Origin of the sequence: Sphingomonas sp. UNC305MFCol5.2 (assembly GCF_000712135.1) — a bacterium.
Taxonomy (GTDB): Bacteria; Pseudomonadota; Alphaproteobacteria; order Sphingomonadales; family Sphingomonadaceae; genus Sphingomonas.
Genome location: NZ_JOOE01000001.1, coordinates 495,517 through 514,445 on the forward strand (window position 1 = coordinate 495,517; position 18,929 = coordinate 514,445).

General features: G+C 66.2%; 15 protein-coding genes. 8 read left to right on the forward strand and 7 right to left on the reverse strand.

What is annotated here, in order from left to right; genetic code table 11:
* Nucleotides 1-399: 399 nt before the first annotated feature.
* The 4 genes from BR78_RS0102480 to BR78_RS0102495 are packed head-to-tail and all read left to right on the forward strand — an operon-like array spanning nt 400 to nt 3,853.
* Nucleotides 400-1,224, forward strand: a complete 825-nt coding sequence (locus BR78_RS0102480) for a VOC family protein (protein ID WP_029934653.1) — start codon at nt 400-402, stop codon at nt 1,222-1,224.
* A 24-nt stretch (nt 1,225-1,248) separates the two neighbouring features.
* Entirely contained in the window at nt 1,249-2,616 is a 1,368-nt protein-coding gene (locus tag BR78_RS0102485; protein WP_051683160.1) for an 8'-apo-carotenoid 13,14-cleaving dioxygenase, read from the forward strand.
* A gap of 27 nt (nt 2,617-2,643) precedes the next feature.
* On the forward strand, nt 2,644-3,054 hold the full coding sequence (locus BR78_RS0102490) for a putative quinol monooxygenase (RefSeq protein ID WP_029934667.1): 411 nt from the start codon (nt 2,644-2,646) through the stop codon (nt 3,052-3,054).
* 22 nt (nt 3,055-3,076) lie between these two features.
* A complete protein-coding gene (locus BR78_RS0102495; protein WP_029934668.1) occupies nt 3,077-3,853 on the forward strand; it encodes an alpha/beta fold hydrolase in 777 nt (258 codons plus the stop codon).
* Nucleotides 3,854-4,041: 188 nt separating this feature from the next.
* Here the strand turns inward: BR78_RS0102495 and BR78_RS0102500 are convergent, their stop codons facing one another.
* From BR78_RS0102500 to BR78_RS0102510, 3 genes are read right to left on the reverse strand one after another with little or no spacing between them, the layout of a single operon-like run.
* Complete coding sequence (locus tag BR78_RS0102500) at nt 4,042-5,274, reverse strand: MFS transporter (protein ID WP_029934669.1); 1,233 nt, start codon at nt 5,272-5,274, stop codon at nt 4,042-4,044.
* Nucleotides 5,271-6,692, reverse strand: a complete 1,422-nt coding sequence (locus tag BR78_RS0102505; RefSeq protein WP_029934671.1) for a glycoside hydrolase family 30 protein — start codon at nt 6,690-6,692, stop codon at nt 5,271-5,273. Before BR78_RS0102505 ends, BR78_RS0102500 begins: the two co-directional genes overlap by 4 nt.
* Before the next feature lie 11 nt (nt 6,693-6,703).
* Nucleotides 6,704-7,381, reverse strand: a complete 678-nt coding sequence (locus BR78_RS0102510) for a DUF6445 family protein (protein ID WP_029934673.1) — start codon at nt 7,379-7,381, stop codon at nt 6,704-6,706.
* 27 nt (nt 7,382-7,408) lie between these two features.
* Between BR78_RS0102510 and BR78_RS0102515 the strand changes: the two genes are divergently transcribed.
* The gene (locus tag BR78_RS0102515; RefSeq protein WP_029934675.1) at nt 7,409-8,380 is read left to right on the forward strand and encodes a cupin-like domain-containing protein; all 972 of its coding nucleotides are present in this window, start codon (nt 7,409-7,411) and stop codon (nt 8,378-8,380) included.
* Here the strand turns inward: BR78_RS0102515 and BR78_RS0102520 are convergent.
* From BR78_RS0102520 to BR78_RS0102530, 3 genes are all read right to left on the reverse strand, one after another.
* Nucleotides 8,377-9,876 carry a tryptophan halogenase family protein gene (locus BR78_RS0102520; protein WP_029934678.1) on the reverse strand — a complete coding sequence of 500 codons (1,500 nt, stop codon included), beginning with the start codon at nt 9,874-9,876 and terminating at the stop codon, nt 8,377-8,379. The two genes, BR78_RS0102515 and BR78_RS0102520, sit on opposite strands and share 4 nt — an antisense overlap.
* A 151-nt stretch (nt 9,877-10,027) precedes the next feature.
* Nucleotides 10,028-12,895: a TonB-dependent receptor gene (locus BR78_RS0102525; protein WP_156022190.1), complete on the reverse strand. Its 2,868-nt coding sequence runs from the start codon at nt 12,893-12,895 to the stop codon at nt 10,028-10,030.
* Nucleotides 12,896-13,093: 198 nt separating this feature from the next.
* A complete protein-coding gene (locus BR78_RS0102530; RefSeq protein WP_231478094.1) occupies nt 13,094-14,230 on the reverse strand; it encodes a LacI family DNA-binding transcriptional regulator in 1,137 nt (378 codons plus the stop codon).
* Nucleotides 14,231-14,576: 346 nt separating this feature from the next.
* Here BR78_RS0102530 and BR78_RS20780 point away from each other — a divergent pair, with 346 nt between their 5' ends.
* Entirely contained in the window at nt 14,577-17,027 is a 2,451-nt protein-coding gene (locus BR78_RS20780; RefSeq protein ID WP_029934685.1) for a serine/threonine-protein kinase, read from the forward strand.
* On the opposite strand, the gene BR78_RS21905 is transcribed toward BR78_RS20780, so the two are convergent.
* Nucleotides 17,024-17,560, reverse strand: coding sequence for an ECF-type sigma factor (locus tag BR78_RS21905; RefSeq protein WP_037566106.1), 537 nt, complete (start codon nt 17,558-17,560; stop codon nt 17,024-17,026). The genes BR78_RS20780 and BR78_RS21905 overlap by 4 nt on opposite strands.
* A 292-nt stretch (nt 17,561-17,852) precedes the next feature.
* Here BR78_RS21905 and BR78_RS21910 point away from each other — a divergent pair, with 292 nt between their 5' ends.
* A complete protein-coding gene (locus BR78_RS21910) occupies nt 17,853-18,215 on the forward strand; it encodes a LuxR C-terminal-related transcriptional regulator (protein WP_029934689.1) in 363 nt (120 codons plus the stop codon).
* Complete coding sequence (locus tag BR78_RS0102550; RefSeq protein ID WP_156022192.1) at nt 18,212-18,922, forward strand: hypothetical protein; 711 nt, start codon at nt 18,212-18,214, stop codon at nt 18,920-18,922. The genes BR78_RS21910 and BR78_RS0102550 overlap by 4 nt, the downstream gene beginning before the upstream one ends.
* Nucleotides 18,923-18,929: the final 7 nt, after the last annotated feature.

Consider the following 18,929-nt stretch of genomic DNA (forward strand, 5'->3'; position numbering starts at 1 on the left):
TGGTGCCAAGCGCTTGTTGTCTTGATCGGCGCATCTCTGTGCGTCGGCGTTGGTGTTCGTGCATCGGCGTCCGTCGGACTGGTCGCGGCGCTCTATGTGCCGGCCGGCGCCCCGCAAATGCTAGTCATCGTTCATGCAGTGACGGCTGCTTCACTCGTCCTGACCGGAGCGGGCGCCTACTCAGTCGACGCGAGATTTTTTGGCCGCCGCCATGTGGTCCTGCCCGACACGGATGACACGTCAGTGTGATCCCGGCATCGCCCATCAGACATAGGCGGCACGCGGCGCGCCAGCCATCCTTGACCCAGGCGTCCGGACAAACCGCACACCGGTGTTCGTGCCCGCCCAAGACGCGATCTCGCGAGTGATTGCTTGCCGTCCGCACCCAAGGAGAAAAATATGACCGACAAGATGGGAGACGCCGGGATCGACCGGCGCGAACTGCTGCAGGCCGGTGGCGGTCTGGCGATGACCGGCTTGCTGGCGACGGGCGGCGTCGTGCCGGCAGTCGCGGCGGAGGCGGGCGCGAGCTCGCTCGGCATGCGGCTGCAGGGGGTCCAGCATTTCGGCCTGACTGTCCAGAACATGGAGCGCGCCTTTACCTTCTACACCGAGGTGCTGGGTGGCACCGAGGTGATGCGCGATGGCGACTTCCAGGGCGAGCGCATCCACAACACACTGTTGACCGACCAGGAGATCGAGGCCCGGGCGCGCGGGGTCAATCCGCGCACGATCGGCGTGCCCGATCTCAAGGGCGGCACCCAACGGCTCGACGTCCGCTTCGTCCAGTTCGACAATGTCGTGATCGAGCTGCTGCAATATCGCGATGCCGACCAGCCGCTGGGAGGCCCGAAGAGCTTCGCCGAGCCGCTCGACCATATGAGCCCCGCTTTCCCGCGGATGATGCACATCTGTTTCCACATCCGCGACGATGTCGACTTCAACCAGTTCATCCACGATCTGGAAGCCGAATCGGCGCGACGCGGCATGGTGCAGGTCCGCGCCAACCGTGTCGTCACCGTCACCAGCGAAGCCCAGCGTCAGGCGGCCCCGCTCGAGACCAATTCCAATCCGATCACCGAGGGCAAGTCGAACGGCTGGCGGCTGATCTACTGCAAAGGCCCCGAGGGCGAGCAGCTCGAGTTCGTCCAGGCACTTGGCCCCGTCAAGCGCACCTTCGACAATGCCCGCGCGGCGCGGCAACGCCTGGTCGCACGCCCCTAAGCCCCGATCGAGAAGGACCAGACGATGTTCGGTTCGCTTTTTGGCTCTCGCTCGGTCAGTGCGGAGGACACGCCGTACATCACCGGCGTCAACACGCCGATGCGCGAGGAGCTGACGATCGAGGATCTCGAGGTCGTCGGCACGATCCCGTCCGCATTGCGCGGCCGGTACCTGCGCATGGGGCCCAATCCCATGCATCCCAACCCGAGCCGGCATCACTGGTTCGCGGGCGACGGCATGATCCACGGCATCCGCATCGAGGACGGCAAGGCGCTCTGGTACCGCAACCGCTGGATCCGCTCCAACGCGGTCAGCGACGCGCTCGACGAGGAACGCACACCGGGGCCGCGCCACCTGTTCGACACGGTCAACACCAATGTCATCGGCTATGGCGGCACGACGTTCGGGCTGATCGAGGCGGGCAGCACGCCGGTAGTGATCGGCGAGGCGCTGGAGACCGAGCGCTACACCGATTTCGCGGGCACGCTGCATGGCGGGCTGAGCGCGCATCCGCATATCGATCCGCTGACCGGCGAGATGCTCGCGGTCAGCTATGACGCGGCCAAATGGGGCACGATCCGTTATCTGGTGATCGGCCCGGACGGCACGGTACGCCGCGAGGTGAAGGTGCCGGTGCGAAGCGGCCCGATGATCCACGACTTCGCCTTTACCGGCCGGTTCGCGATCCTTCTCGACCTGCCTGTCACCTTCTCGCTCACCGCGGCGATATCGGGCTATCAATTCCCCTATCGCTGGAACGAGAATCATGAGGCGCACGTAGGTTTGCTGCCCCGCGACGGCGGGGCCGAGGATGTCGTCTGGTGCCCGCTCGATCCGTGTTTCGTCTTCCATGCGGTCAACGCGCATGACGCGGCGGACGGAAGCGTGGTTCTCGACCTGATCGTCCATGACAAGATGTTCTGGCGGCGAACCTCGGGGCCTGATTCCGAGCGATGCAGCCTGGAGCGCTGGACGATCGACCCGGTGGGGCGCACGGTGACGCGAACCACGCTCGATCCGGCGCCGCAGGAATTCCCACGCTGCGACGAGCGCCGGCTCGGCCAGCCCTATCGCTACGCCTATACGATGGCGATGGTCGACCCGTTCCTCGGCACCGGCCTGTTCAAGCAAGACCTCGTGAACGGCACGCGCCAAGCCCACGATTTCGGTCCGGACCGCCACCCTTGCGAATTCATCTTCGTGCCGGCGCATGCCGAGGCGCAAGAGGATGGGGGCTGGCTGATGGGCTTCGTCATCGACGCCGCGGCCGGCACCACCGACCTGGCGATCCTCGACGCGCGCGACTTCGAAGCGCCGCCGCTCGCCAGCATCCGGATACCGCACATCGTCCCGCCCGGCTTCCACGGAAACTGGGTCGCGGACGCCGACTGACCGCTTCCAAAAAAAAGGAGATGCAAGATGCGCTTTCCCATCCGCTTTGCTTTGGCCGCGCTGATTGGCGGGGCGGCACCCGCCGCACCCGCGCTGGCGCAGGATCATGCCGGCATCCGCTATGCCGACATCCCCACCACCGCTTATGCGGTGGTCGCGGAGGTCCAGGCCAAGCCGGGCAAGGAGGACGCACTGCGCGAGGCGACGATGCCACTCGTCGCCAAGGTCCGCGCCGAGCCCAACAACCTGCTCTATTTCCTCCAGGAGGATCGCGAGCGGCCCGGCCATTTCATCTTCTACGAAATCTTCGCCACCCAGGCGGATTTCGAAGCGCATAATCGCACTCCGCATGTCCAGGCCTGGTTCGCGCGTCTGCCCGAACTCGCCGATGGGCCGGTCAAGGCAATGCGGATGCAGATTCTGAACAACCGTCCCTGACCGCGAAACCGGAGATCCCAAGATGAACAAGGCACTCGCAGCGCTCGCCTCCGCGAGCCTCGCCGCCAACCCGGTGCCCGCCTTCGCCGGAGACGACGGCAAGCGTCCGACCATCGTCCTCGTGCACGGCGCGTTTGTCGATGGATCGGGCTGGGCCGGCGTGTACCAGATCCTGCGCAAGGACGGCTACGAGGTTGTCGTCCTGCAGAACCCGACCACGTCGCTCGAAGACGATGTCGCGGCCACCAGGCGCGTGCTCGCGACCATCACCGGCAAGGTGGTGCTGGTCGGTCATAGCTATGGCGGGGTGGTGATCACCGAAGCGGGATCGGACCCGAAGGTGACCGCGCTCGTCTATGTCGCCGCCTTCGCGCCGGACGCAGGGGAGTCAGTTTCCTCGATCGTCGCCAGCGCCCCGCCTGGCGTGCCGGCCCTGCCGATCGTGCCGAGCGCAGATGGCATGCTGATGCTCGACAAGGCGAAATTCCCTGCACTCTTCGCCGCCGATGTGGCGCCGGACACGGCGCGGTTCATGGCGGACTCGCAGCAGCCCTGGGGCGCGAAGGCGCTAGAAGGCAAGATCAGCGCGCCGGCCTGGAAGAACAGGCCTAGCTGGTTCCTGGTGCCGCAGGATGATCATGTCATCCCGCCCGCAGGCCAGCGCGGTATGGCGCAGCGGGCTGGCGCGACGATCCGTGAAGTGCCCGGCAGCCATGCGGTCTATGTCGCCGATCCCAAGGTTGTCGTCGCGCTCATCGAGGAGGCGGCTGCGCGCGCCACGGCAAAGCCCGCGCAGTGAACTCAGGCAGGCAAGGCTGGTGCGAGGTCGTTGCCATAGGGTGCAAGCCAGCCGGGCCGTCGCCGATTAACGGCGGCTTTGGGGATTAGCGCCCAGGTCGCCGAATGACCGCTCTTGGGGCGCGAAACGGAAGACTAAACACTGCCCGCCAACAGAACCCCATTCGCAATTTAATTTAAGCCCGTCTGCTACCCGGTTCCCCTGCCCCCGTCTGGTGGTGTAACCGGACCCGTCATCGCGAATGCAAGAACATAGGTGTAGGCGGTGAGCGCAACGGCAAAGCTCCAGTGCAGGCCGAAATGGTCGGCGATCTGGCCCGAAAACAGAGGAAGCACAGCGCCGCCGCCGATCGCAAGACACAATAGGCCGGAAGTGGCAGATGCCGAGACGTCCGATCGTTCGAGCGTGAGTGAGAAGATCGCCGGGAACATCACCGAATTGAACAGACCCACCCCCAGCAGGCACCAGGCGCCGGCGGGTCCGGGCAGCACCAGCGCCGCGGCACATAAGGCAAGCGCCATCGCGGCGGCCGCTGCCAGCAATGCCGAGGCGGGGAAGTGACGCAATGCCCAGCTTCCTGCGAACCGTCCGACCAAGGCGCCGCCCCAATAGAAATTGGCGACATGCGCGCCCGCGCCGGCAAGGCTGAGGTTCAACACATCGGGCGACGCGAGATGGAGGATCAACATGCTGCCGATCGCGACTTCGGCACCGACATAAAGCGCGATGCCGACGGCGCCGAGCAGTGCCGGGCGCGATCGCAGCGCATCGGCGATGCGCGCTGGCCGCGACTCCTCGATGGGCGCTGCCAGGATCTGCCGCCGCGCCAGCAGGACGAGCAGCGCAAGCCCAGCCACCAGCGCGGCGATGATCAGGAACGCGCGATTGACCGCGGCAATGCCCGCCATTTGCGTCGCGCCCGGCGTCAGTCCCGCGCTCCCCAGCACCAGCCGCGCGCCGAAATGTACCCCGCAGACCACACCTAGCGAATTGAAGCCATGCGCGAGCGTGAGCCGGAAATGGCTGTGCTCGGGCGGCCCCAGCATTGCGGCGAGCGGATTGGCGGCCACCTGCAGTGCGACGATCCCGGTCATCAGCACGAACAGCCCGGCGAGCACCAGGAGGAAATGCGGCGCCCATGCGCTTATCTGGATGATCAGGCAGCCGAGGATCATCGTAGCGAGCGCGGCGAGGATCATGCGCAGCGCGCCCCAGCGGGCGAGCAGCGCCGCCGCCGGCAGCGCCATCGTCGCGAAGGCGAGGAACGCGACGATCTGCGTGAACAACGCGGCGGTGTAGGAAAGCCTGAAGATCGCGCGCATCGCGGCGATCAGCGGGTCGTTGTTGGCGCAGATGAAGCCCCAGGCGAAGAACAAAGCCGTGACCGGTACGAAGGCGGCCGCGGCGCGTCCCTGCGTCATCGCACCCCGCGCCAGCGGAAGGTCACCGCCGCATTGGACGGCAGCGGATAAGCGAAATGCCCGCCATCGGTCTGGACGGTCACTGTCTCAGCCTGCGCGCCGGCATTGAAGGCGAGCAGCACCCGCGTGCCGTCGGGATTGCGGAAGGCGACCGTCTCGACGCCGCCCGGCCTCGTGTCCGACGCGATGCGGTGCGCTCCGCGCGCCACGAAGCGGCTGGCATGGCCGAACGCGTAATATTCGACGTTACGGGTGACCGCGCCCGTCTTGCTGTCGATCGTCACCACGCCGCGGCAATTGTCGCAGCCGCCGAGATGCGGCCCGTATTTCTCATCGAGCGCGAGGTTCCACATCAGCACGCCGCGCGCCCAGTGACGCGGCGCGCCGATCACGAGGTTGCGCATCGTCCATGCCCAGCTGTCGGGCCAGGCCTTGGACCATTCGCCGCCCGAGCATTCGGTGAAGAACACGTCCTTGTCGGGATGCTTGCCGCGCACCACGCTCTGCGCCGACACGTCACCCTTGTAGCAATGCCATGCCACCCCGGCCACGTAACGCGAGGCGGCGGGATCGGCGAGCACGCCTAGCGGCTGTTCGGGCAGGTCCCAGTTGTGATCCCAGTCGAGGATGCGCGTCGGCAGCCCCGAGCGCTCCAGCTCGGGGCCGAGCAGCGCGATCGCGCGGGCCCGCTGGACCGGGCTCAGCCGCATGCCGGGATAGTTTTCCGGCTCGAAATCGGGCTCGTTCTGGATGCTCAGATAATCGACCGGGCCGATCTCCCTGGTGAAATCCTGCACGGTGCGGCGCAGATAGGCGGCAAAGGGCTGGTAAGCGTCGTCGCGGAGCGTCCCCTTGATTAGCGAGTCCGTCGTCTTCATCCAGCCCGGCGCGCTCCACGGCGAGACCATCACCGCGAGCCTGGGATTGACCGCACGCGCAGCGCGGACGGTGGGCAGCACCTCGGCCCGCGCCGGCGCGATCGAGAAATGCGTGAGTTCGGGATCGCGCTCGCCCTTGGGCCGATCGTCATAGCTGTAATGGCTGCGCGAGAAGTCCGATGCGCCGATCGTCACGCGCGTGAAGGAGAAGCCGATCCCCTGCGGCCCGAACAGGTCGGCGAGCAGCGCGTCGCGCTGCTCGCGGGTCATCCTGCGCTGGATCAGCCAGGCCGAGGCATCGCTGATGGCCGCGCCATACCCCACCATCTCCTGGAAGCGCTGCGCCGGATCGACGGTGATCGCCCTCGCCGCCGCGCCCGGCTGCAACGCGATCGGCGCCTGCCGCGCAAGCAGCGCCGACTGGTCGGGCAGCGTCAGCCAGACCTCGACCGAAGGCGCCGCGCCAATGCCCCCGGCGGGCCGCTCGCCCTGCGCGCAGCCGGCCAGCGCGAGCGCGGCAAATCCGATCAGGACACGCATCTTCTCTCTCCTCATTGCACGCGCAGGAAGCTCGCCACGGTCAGCCGCCCTTCGCGCGCCGTGCCGGGCAGCGCGATATGATTGGGCAGCATGGCGCAGTGGAGCAGGCTGCTGCGATAGATCAGCGCGCGGTTGAACACCGCGTCGTAGCAGGCGATCTGCTCGAAGATCGCAGTATCGCCCTCGATATAGGCGGGTTCCGGCTCACCATGCGCGGTGAAGTCGTCCCGCAGCGCGTCGAGATAGCGGCGATGGCGCGCGGCATCGACGGTCTCGAACCCGGTCGAGCGGTGGCGATAAAAGGCTGTGCCGCCTTGGTCCTCTCGCGCCAGATAATGGAGGATCGCGATCATCCCCTCGGCGACGCCGTCGATATGCGGGATGCGCTGGGCGAGCGTCAGCTCGGCGGGCGACGTGGTCGCGATCGAATAGAGTGCGCGGGTGAAGCCGATCCGTTCCTGCGCACCGAACACCTCGCGCATCACAGGCGTCAGCACCGGCGCGAGCCCCTCGAAATAGGCCGGCATCACCGGTGCGCGAATGCCCGGATAATATTCCCCCATTGGCGCGAAAAGTAGCACCTCGGCGGCGTCGATCAGCGCTTCGGGATCGGGTGCGAAATTCTCGACGACCACCACCGGCTCGCGTTCGAGGCCGACGTGATCGACACGGATCGAACGTTGCTCCATTCTCCGCTCCCCTGATAGGCTCGCGCAATGCATTCCATCCGCGCCTGGCACGATGTCACTCCCGCCAGCTTCCAGGAAATACGCGCCGCTGGAGAACCCGCGGTTCTCAAGGGGCTGGTGCGCGACTGGCCGGTGGTCCGCGCGGCCGACGCGTCGGCATATCTGGCGGCGATGGCCGCGCCGAAGCCCGTGCAATTCATGCGCGCGCCGCCCGAGATCGAAGGTCGCATGCACTATGGCGCGACGATCGGCTCCCGCAACTTCACGCCCGAGCAGGCGCCGCTCCCAGAATTTCTCGACCGGCTGGTTCAGGAGCGCACCGATGCGCTCGCGCTGCAGGGGCTGAGCGCGCGGGAAAACTTCCCCGGCTTTGCCGAGGCGCATGGCATGCCGCTGCTGCCGCCCGAGGTTCCCGCGCGGCTGTGGATCGGCAACGCCGCCAAGGTCGCGATCCACCATGATCCGTCGGAGAACATCGCCTGCGTTGTCGCCGGGCATCGGCGCTTCACCTTGTTCCCGCCCGAACAGGTGGGCAATCTCTATATGGGTCCGTTCAACCCGACCCCCGCCGGCGTGCAGGTGAGCATGGTCCACCTGACCGCGCCCGATCTGGATCGTTACCCGCGTTTCGTCACAGCACTCGAGGCCGCGCAGACTGCTGAACTCGAACCCGGGGACGCGCTCTACATTCCCTATCAATGGTATCACCATGTCGAGGCGCTCGATGCCTTCAACCTGCTGGTGAACTATTGGTGGGATCCCGCACCCGCGCTTCCCGGCACGCCGTGGGACGCGATGATGCACGCGCTGATGACGGTCCGCGGCCTTCCTTCCGACCAGCGCCGCGCGTGGCAGGCGATGTTCGCGCATTATGTCTTCCTCGCCGATGGCGATCCCGGTGCGCACCTGCCGGCAGAGGCGCGGGGCATTCTCGGCGCGACGGAGCCGCAGCATCTCGCCCGGATGCGCGAGGCGCTGCTCGCCAAGCTGCAAGGCTAGGCCGCCGGGCACGTCTTCGCGACATAATCGGCGTGGCCCGGCATCACCGCGACGCACTTGCCGATGACGTTCTCGACATTGCCGAGGAACTGCGCGACCTGCGCGTCGCTCTTGATGTCGACCAGCGGATCATAGCCGCGCGGGATCACGCCCTGGCCCAGGAACACCTGGATCCAGCTCTCCTCGGTGAACAGCTCGTCATCCTCGCGGAACACGCGGCCATTGGCGGCGAACAGATCGATCTTTCGCTGGAGCGTGTCGGGCACCTCCATGTCGCGGCAATAGCGCCAGAAGGGCGTGTCGTCGCGGGCAGTCGCCTTGTAGTGCAGGATGATGAAGTCGCGGACCCGCTCATATTCGAAGTCGGTCTGGCGATTGAATTCGGCGATCGTCGCTGGATCGAACCCTGCATCGGGGAGCAGCCGCACCATCCGGATGATCGCCGACTGGATCAGATGGATGCTGGTCGATTCGAGCGGCTCGAGAAAGCCGGAGGCGAGCCCGATCGCGACGCAGTTCCTGTTCCACGTCTTGCGCCGCTTGCCGGTGGTGAAGCGGATGCGGTTGGGCTCGGCCAGTTGCGCGCCATCGAGATTGGCTAGCAGTTGCGCCTCGGCTTCGGCATCGTCGATATGGGCGCTCGAATAGACATGGCCGTTGCCGGCGCGATGCTGGAGCGGAATGCGCCATTGCCAGCCGGCGGTTCGCGCGGTCGATCGCGTATAGGGAGTGAACGGCTCGGTCCGCGCGCAGGGCACCGCCATCGCGCGGTCGCAGGGCAGCCATTGGCTCCATGTCTCGTAGCCGGTTGCGAGCGCTTCCTCGATAATCAGTCCGCGAAAGCCCGAGCAATCGACGAACAGGTCCGCCGCGATCACCTCGCCATCGTCCATCGTCACCGATTCGACGAAACCGTCCTCGCTGCGCAGCGCGACGCCGGCGACCTTGCCTTCGCGCCGCTTTACGCCCCGCGCTTCGGCATAGCCGCGCAAGAACTTGGCATAGAGGCCCGCGTCGAAGTGGAAGGCATGGGCGATATGGCCGATCGGCGATTCCGCCAGCTTGGGGTCGGCGCGCATGAATTTGTTGGCGAGCGCCGCCGCGGTGTTGATCGAATAGGCGGCAAAGTCCGATCCCCCGCCTGCTGCGCGTGCCTTGAGCCAATATTGGTGGCAGCGCAGCCAACCCAGATCCTGCCCGATCACACCGAAGCCGTGGATGTAGCTTTCGCCGCGGCGCCACCAGTCGACGAACTGGATCCCCAGTTTGAAGCTGCCTTGGGTGCGCGACATGAACTCGTTCTCGTCGAGCCCGAGCAGTTCGTTATATTTCTTGATCGCGGGAATCGTCGCCTCGCCGACGCCGATCGTGCCGATCTGCTCGGATTCGACGAGAATGATCTCGTACAATCCCTGGAAGAGTTGCGAGAGCAAGGCAGCCGTCATCCAGCCGGCCGATCCGCCGCCGACGATCAATATCCGCTTCAGCTGCTGCATGCCTCTCCCGCGCCTTCTGGTTCGCGCCTGCCGCCGGATGTCGCAGGTTGCCGACCGGGTTGGCAAGCACGCGCCCTGTTCAAAAGAACGGGGAAGCATGAGGCTCTACTCGCGCTTCCCCGCTATGGTCCCGGAGGGGTCCGGGTGAACGCTAGAAGCGGTAGTTGAACCCGAGCAGGAACTGCCTGCCATATTTCTCATAGGTCTCGAGCAGCGAGCTGCCATCCGCGGTGTGGGTGCCGCCGCTGTCGAGGCCGAGCCGGGTTCGATAGGGCGAGTCGGTCAGATTATTGACCTGGAACAGCACGCCGAAGCCCTCCAGCGCCCCGCTCTCGAACGTGTAGCCGATCTGCGCATCGACCTGCCGGTCGGCGAGGATCTCGGTCTGGCCGCGCGTTGCGAAGAGCTGGACCACTTCGCCCTTGAACGCCGAGCGATAGCGATAGCTGGCACGCGCCTGGAAGCCGCCATTCTCGTAGTAGCCGGTGATGTTGTAGATCGTCCCCGAAAGACCTGGAATGCGGACTTCCTGGCCATTGTCCGCCGGGTTGAGATCGGACTCGGTGAGCGACAGGCTGCCAATAACGCCGAGGCCGTTGAGCGCGTCGACCACGGTGCCGAAGTCGAACGCGCCGCTGAACTCGACGCCCTTGATCGTCCCGCCATTGCCATTCGCGGGCAAAGTGATCTGGCCGAGCGGGCTGATGACCACGCCGGCCGGGATCGCCGATGCGGTGGTCGGCAGCGGGATGCCCGAGAAGTCGAATATGTCGGTGCGCTGGTAGATGTAGCTGTGCAGCTTCTTGTAGAAGCCGGCGATCGAGAAATAGCTCGTCTTGTTGACGTACCACTCATAGGCGACGTCCAGCGCATCGGCGCGCCATGGCTTGAGATTGGGATTGCCGCCCGATGCCGACCAGGGATTGACGGTCTGGCCCGCCACGCACGGTTGCCCGCTGCACACCAGCGAATTGAACCCTGGCGTCACATTGGCGCGCATCTCGTCCATGCGCGGGCGCGCCATGGTCTTCGACGCTGCCAGGCGCAGGCGATGCCCGCCGCCCAGCTCCCAGATCAGGTTCAGGCTGGGCAGCACGTCGGTATAGGTCTCGCCCGCGGTGCGCAGCACCGGCACGATCGGCTGGCCGGGCTCGAGCCCGTTGATCACCACGCCGGTCGAGCTCTGGCGCTGCTCGACCACCTGCACGCCGATATTGCCGCGCACCGGCCCCGCCTTGAAATCGGCCTTGATGAAGCCGGTGAGCAGCTCTTCCTCGATGTCCCAGTTCTTGTCGAAATAATTGGCGTCGAGGATCGGTGCGCGGTCCCAATATTTGTCGAGCGCGCTTTCGAGATCGACGCTCAGCACGTTGCCGAAACCGGTGAAACCGAGCGAAGTCGGCTCGACCAGATCGGCCGGATCGACCAGCACCTGCTGGCGGCCGTTCTTGAGGAACAGGTCGAAATCGTCGACGCGCTTGCTCTTCTCCCGGCGCGTGAAGTTCACGCCGCCGGTGATCTTGCTGAGGAGACCATCGAACTCATGGTCGAGCTTGAGGTCGATGGCCCAGATGCTCTCTTCGACATCGGGGAAGCGGATCGCGCCGTCATGCCCCCAACCGCCCCAAGGCGCGCGGTCGCCGAGCGAGACCTGTGCGGCATCGGCATAGTTCAGGCCCTCGGCATAAGTCGGGAAGCCGTCCTCGGGGACTTCGAATCCGATCGTGTCGAAGGTCCGGCCGACGTCAGGGGTGGCCGGGGTGACTCCTCCGGTGCCGCGGCCATAGCCGGCATAGGTTTCGAGGATCTGCTCGGTGCGCTTGTTTTTCGAATAGGAAAGATCGGCGATGAACCGGGTGCGATCGTCCATCTGGAACTCGTTGTTCCAGCCCGCCGAGAATATCTCGTCGTCACGCTTGTTGAAGTCGTTGCGCAAGATCGGCACGCCGCGGTTGAGCGTGCCGCCGGTCGCAATCAGAGATCCGCCGCGGTCCGCGGTGGTGACGCCGGTGAAGGTCGCGCCGTCCGCCCAGCCGTTCGAGAACCACTGCGCACCGCGCGTCGTCTCTTCCTGGTGGAACTTCGAATAGAACAGATCGAGGGTCGAATGGACCATCGGGCTGGGCTGCCATTCGATGACGCCCATCACAGCGTCGCGGCGGTTGAGGCGCGAAGTCGCGAAGACTTCCTGGCCGTTGAGCAGCAGCGCGTCGGCCGCGGCGGCCGGCTGCACCGTCGTCGGGCTGACCCCGCCGAACGATTCATAGCCATAGGCCTTGAAGTGCTTGTTCTGCGACGGGCTGTCGAGGTGCGCATAGCCGATCGCGATGCCCAACGTGCCGTTGGCGAACTGGTCGATATAGCTCACGCTGGCGCGGCCGCCCCAGTTGCGGACGTCGTCGTTGAGCTTCGATCCCTCGGTCTTCTCGCCGCGGATGTTGAGCGCGATCGCACGCTTGCCGAACGCAAGCGGGCGGACGGTGCGGAGGTCCGCGGTACCCGAAAGCCCCATGCCCGAGATCGCCGCGTCGGGCGTCTTGTAGATGACGACGCTCGAGAGCAATTCGGAAGGGTATTGGTCGAATTCCACCGCCCGATTGTCGCCCGAGCTCGCTTGCGGTCGGCCATTGAGCAGGGTGGTGGTGAAGTCGGGCGCGAGGCCGCGGATCGATATGACCTGGGCGCGCCCGTTGACGCGCTGCGCCGCGAGACCGGGCAGGCGTGCGATTGACTCGGCGATCGAGACGTCGGGAAGCTTGCCGATGTCCTCGGCCGAGATCGCCTCAACGATCGAGGTCTCGTCACGTTTGGTGTTGATCGAATTCTGCAGGCCGGCGCGCAGGCCCGTGACGACGATATCCTCGCTGCTCGTGGTGTCCGCCGCCTGATCGTCCTGTGCCGCGGCTTCCTGCGCGCGGGCGATCGTCGGCAGCGCGGTGGCCATCGCCAGCGCCGAGGCGGTCAGTGCGAACTGCATGCGGATGCGGTCATTGCGACCGAAGCGCCCCTTCAGGCCCATATCCTTCTCCCCTGTTAGGCCTCTGTTGGACCTGCGTGCCCGATCTTTGCGATCGTTACGGCCCCGGCCCAAGCGGACTGGAAGCGCTTCCAGTTTGCTACGGGGCATGCGTCAACGGTGTCAATGACAAAGTTCGTGGGGAACAAGGTTCATCGGTTACTGAGACTTTCGGGAGACAGCGCGCCCCGGTAGCGCTTCTCAGTCGCGCGCCGTCGCCAGCGATTCGCGTTCGACGAGATGATAGCCGATCGTTTCGAACCGCGGCCTTGGCGCTTGCCCGCGCAGCAGCATCTCGACCAACTGCTCCACCGCCGAAGCGGCGATCCGGCGGATCGGCTGATGTACGGTGGTTAGCGGCGGCCATATATGCGCGGAGATCGGAGCATCGTCGAAGCCGACGATCGAAATATCGTCCGGCACGACGAGGTGCATGCGGTGTGCCGCGAACAGCGCGCCGACCGCCATGTCGTCATTGGCGCAGACGATCGCAGTGGGGCGCGTGGCGCTGTCCAGCAACCCCTGACCCAGCTCTACGCCCGAACGGAAACTGAAATTCCCGCGTAGCGGCGTGACCGCCTCGGCGCCCAGTCCGGCTTGTGCGAGCGCGCGCAGAAAGCCGTCAAAACGCTTCTCGGCCGAAAGGTGCCCCTCAATGCCGAGCAGATATCCGAACCGCCGGTGACCGTGCGCCAGAACCAGCTTCCCGACTTCCTCGCCTGCCCCCGCCTCATCGAAACCAACGCCCGGCAATATCTCGCGGACCGCGTCGCTGGGCGAAACGCACACGACCGGACATTTGCGTTCGGCCAGCGCCGCAGCAAGCGCGGAGTCGTCCGACAGGGGCGGCGCCAGGATCACTCCCGCGCTGCGTCCTGATTCGAAAAGCTCGATCACCTTCTCGCTGCGATACGGGTCGTCCACGTCGATGTTGAGCGTCGACAATTCGAAACCAGCAATCGCCGCGGCGCGCAGGCCGCCAAGTTCCAGCGCAGCGAAATAGTAGGAGTTGGGATCGGCATCGAACGCTGTACAGTTGATCAACGTAAGCGCCTTGCCGCTACGACTGGCCAGGCTGCGAGCCTGGGGGTTCACGCGGTAGTCGAGGGCCTTGACTGCCTGCATCACCCGCTCGCGCATGCGGGCGCTGACGTTGGCCTGATCATTCAGTGCACGGGACACCGAAGCCCGCCCGACCCCGGCCAACGCAGCGACATCGTCGATTGTCGGGCGAGCCGTTCGGCCAGGCTCAAGCGCGTTTGTCTCGCCCGTAACGCCCAAGTTGCATTCCTTGCTCATCGGCGGCGTGGGGTGACACAGGCCGCGGGCGAACGACAATAGCTTATTGCGTCCCGTCACCCGCTCTGCTGTCGGCGCGCTGGATAACGCTGCCGGCGGCAGAGCAGTCGGCCGGCAAGCCATGGGTCAACACGAAGCGCGTCTCTCAAGGGAGTATGGCGGCTTTCGGGCCGTCAGCCGCCCGTCCGCTTTCCGGTGGCGGACCGACGACAGCTGCCGTTCCAACCGGGGAGGCCCCGAACGGTATCGACCTGTTGCCGGCGTTGAATCGGGCTCTGACTTGCCTTCCCCCCGATGCGCTCACCATCGCAGCCTGCTTACCATTCCCATCGGAGGTGCGCGCGGTTACCGTCGCCGCACATGGCCCTTCCCGAAAGCCGAAGATATGCGCCAACCAACCTCTTCCGAATGGGCAACGATCCGCGACGCTTTCGACCGCCTCGTAGAGAAGAGCGAAGGCCGGGAGGAGGCGCTCGACGCGATGGCGCTCGATCCCTTCGTGCGGGAGCGAGTCCGAGCGATGCTGGAGGCGCATGGCCGCAGCGGCCTGTTCGAAAGCACTTCGGCAGACCGGGCGCCGGCACCTGTCGAATATAGCTCGCTGAACGCCGGCGACAGCGTCGGCGCATTCCGGATCGTCCGGCTGATCGGGCGCGGTGGTACCGGCGAGGTCTATTTCGCCGAACGCAGCGGCGCCGGGTTCGCGCAACATGTCGCGCTGAAGCTGTTACGGCCCGAAGCGACCGAGAGGCTGGCACAGTTCGATGCCGAGCGGCGCATGCTCGCCGGCCTTGAGCACCCCGGGATCGCGCGGCTCATCGACGGCGGCGTAGCACGCGACGGGCGTCCCTACATCGCGCTCGAATATGTAGAAGGAGAGCCGATCACGACCTGGTGTGCCGGCCGGCATGCCAGGATCGAGGAGCGGTTACGGCTGATGCTCGAGGTGTGCGACGCGGTCAGCTACGCTCATAGCCGCCTGATCGTGCACCGCGACCTGAAGCCTGCGAACATCATGGTCGATGACGGCGGCCGCGTGCGTCTGCTTGACTTCGGCATAGCGAAGATCCTCGACGAGGCGGCACCGGGCCAGACGCTGACCCAGGCGATGCTGACTCCCGACTATGCCGCACCCGAGCAGTTCCGCCGGGACCAGGCGACAGTTGCGACCGATGTCTATGCGCTGGGCGGCGTGCTCTATGAGCTATTGGCAGGCGAAGGTGCGTGGCGGCGTCCGGGTGGGACCTCCTCGTCCGAGCTGACCCGGATGATCAACGACGAGCCGGAGCCGCCGAGCAGAGCCGCCGTGCGGCAGGGGCGATCGCCCGTACCGGCCTCGCGCATCGCGGGCGACCTCGACGCCATCGTGCTCAAGGCGATGCGGCACGAGCCGGCTACGCGTTATGCCAGCGTCGCCACCCTCGCCGACGATATCCGCCGCCATCTGCGCTTCGAGCCGGTACAAGCGCGGCGCGGCACCTTCGGTTACCAGCTCCGCCGCTTCGTGCGGCGGCATCGCGGCGCGACCGCGGCAGCGGCGGCGATCATGCTCGCACTGATCGCGGGCGCCGGTGCTTTTGCGTTCCAGGCGCATCGCGTCGCCGCAGAGCGTGACCTTGCCCGGGCGCAGGCGCGCAAGGCCGAAGCCGTCAACGAGGCGGTCTCGCTGATGTTTCGCAACGCCCAGGACTTCGGCAAGGGCGGATCGGAATCAGCCAAAGAGCTGCTCAACGACAGTGCGGCGCGGCTGATCCAGAGCTTCGGCAGGCATTCACCCGAAACGGCGCCGGTAGTCGTGGCGCTTGCCGAGCTCTATTTGCAGGTGAACGACATCGTCGGCGCACAGACACTCCTTGCCACCGCGCTGGAGAAGGGCGTCGGCAACGACGATCCGGCCGCAAAGGCACGATTGGAGATGACACTGGGCACGGTCGAGGGTGCGACGGGCAAGCTCGACGAAGCGACCCGGTTGCTCGACAACGCCGATGCCATCTTCGCCAGCGATCCCGACCGGTATCGCAAGGAGCGGCTGGAGTCGGGGGCGGCGCGCGCGCAGATCCTGCGTCAGCGCGGCAGGCGCGACGAAGCGATCGCGATCCTGAACCGGCAATTACCCGAGGCCGAAGCCGAATATGCCGGCGATCCGCGCAAGCTTCTGATCCGTTACAACAATCTCGGCGTGCATCTGGTCGAGGCGTCGCGGCTCGACGAGCTCGACGCGATCCTGAAGCGGGGCGAGCGCGTGGTCGTGCGCTTCGGGCAGGAGCGCACGCCGATGGCGATCTCGCTGCTCCAGCTGCGCGGCGGCTGGTATGCCCGAAAGGATGATCACCCAGCTGCGCTCGCCACCTTTGAGAAGGCCGCGGAGCTGCGCCGCGCGCTCTACGGTCCATCGATGGCCCTCTCGGCCGATCTGCTGCAGGTGGGCCGTACCCGGCTCGGCCTCGGCCAGGTCGACAAGGCGATGCCGATACTGGTCGAGGCGCATGACATGGCGGTCCAGTTCGCCGGGGCGACGGCGCCGGTGACGCTGATGACGGCGATGACGCTGGCGGAAGGCTACGCACACCAACGCGAACCGGCGCGGGCGCAGGCGCTGCTCGCCTCGGCCGAGCCCGGCCTCAAGCCGCTCGGCACCAAGGGCATTCTCTACGGCGTGTATCTGCGCGCCCGGTCGCAGGTTGACCAGGCTCAAGGCAGGTTCGACGAGGCGGCGCGCGATCTCGACGCGGCCGAGGTGCTGTTCAGGACGCTCGGCGCACCTGCAGATCCGTTCACCAGGAGCATTCCCGGATTGCGCTCCGCGCTCGCGAGGGCGCGCGCCGACGGATCCTAGTCGGCCATTTCCTGGTAGATCCAGGCGCGCGCCTGCAGCCAGCGACGACGCACGGTGCGGTCACTGATCGCCAGGACGCGCGCGATCTCGTCTTCGGTCATACCGACGAAGAACCGGCAATCGACCAGCCGGGCGAGCTCGGGATCGAAGCATGCCAGCGCCTCGAGCGCCTCGCCGAGCTTCACGACCTGGCGGTCTTCCGCGTCCATCGCCATGTCGCCTGCCGCATCGAGAGGCATCGCCCGTTCGCCGTCGCCACGCTTCGCCGCAAGGCGGGCGCGCGCCGCATCGACGAGCACGTAGCGCATCGTGGTGGCGGCGACGGCCAGGAAATGGTCGCGGCTCTCCCAAGCCGATCGCGCGGCGAGCCGGACATAGGCTTCGTGGAGCACTGCCGTGGTCTGGAGCGTGTCCGGACGACCCGCGCGGAACCGCTCACGGCGCGCGACACGGTGCAAATCGGCATAGAGCGCTTCGTCAATGCCGGCCGACGCGAAATCCTTTGCGCCTGCTGTGTCCGGATCGGTGGCCAAATTCCGAGACTCCTTTTGCGAAGCGACCAGCTCGAAAGGGATCTCGATGATGTACCGGTTTTGCAATGACCTAGCCAGTGATGCTCCGAGCGCCGCCACTCCGTCGATCGCGGGGCAGCTTCCTTGCGTCGCGAAAGAAGCACCGGCGATCCTGCTGCTCGACGGTGACTGCCGGCTCGTGCTTGCGAGCCCCGCGGCAAGCGCACTGCTAGGACCGGGCATGCCGCTTGAGCTGGTCTTTGGCAGATTGTCCGCATCTGACGCGCGTGGCGCCCATAAGCTTGCGACCGCCATGCGCGCCGTGCTGGCCGGCGGCGCGGCAAGCCGGACTCTTCGGGTCGGCGAGGCCGACACCGCTCTCGAAGTCCAGCTCGTGCCGCTGCGCAGCGACGAGGGCGTGGCCCAGGTGATCGCGACACTGCGCCCGCCCGGCGCCGATCGGGCGTTCCGCCTGTCCAGCCTCGCCCGGCGGTTCGGGCTCACGCCCGCCGAGGCGCGGCTGCTTGAAACATTATGCGCGGGCGCCTCGCTGCGCCAGGCCTCGGCGCATCTCGGCGTCGCGCGCACCACCGTGCGCACGCATCTGCAGCGCATCTTCGACAAATCGGGCGCACACCGGCAGGCGGATCTGGTCCGCATGGTGCTTGCCGCTTGAGCAGAAACGCTTCCGTCATCCGAACGGATGACGCGCCGTTCGCCGCCGCTGCAGAAGACCGGGAAAGGAATTTCGAGATGCAGATGTTTCCGCTGATCGCTATATTTTCGCTCGCGAGCGCGTTCGGAGTGGCGGGCCAATCCACCCAAACTCCCAAAGCGAAGGCGAAGATCTTGACATCGCGGGGCATGCCCCCGTCGTCGGTCCCGGTCCGGCACGAGACGATCGAGCTCACCCATATCCCCGAGAGCATGATCCGGTTCCAAAAGCCGGCAGGATGGACAGTGAAGCGCGCCCCCGGCACGGGTAATGTCATCGGGCCCGCGCCGAACCTTTATGCGGAATTTTCCGGTGTTACGGTTCCCGGGCACGAGTGCCGCGAATATGGCGTCGGCGCGACGATCGACTTGCGTCCCATACGCGCGAACGGCTTCCATCTGGTGGAGGCGATCCGCGAGAAGGTGCCGGTGCCCGCCGGCTATCAAAGCGAGATGGGCGGCTGGGCGCGCGACAACAACGGCCCGCCGGCGCTGGCCCAGGATTACAACATCACGACTCCCTTGTTCGCCAAGAGCATGGGCCTCGACCATCGCCGGTTCCCACGCCCATGTTGGGGCGGCCTGAGCGTTCGGCTGCGGATCAACGGGCCTGCGGGAATCGACCCGCTGACCGGCCGACCCTATCCGCCGCGTCGTCCGGTGAATTGAGGGGCGC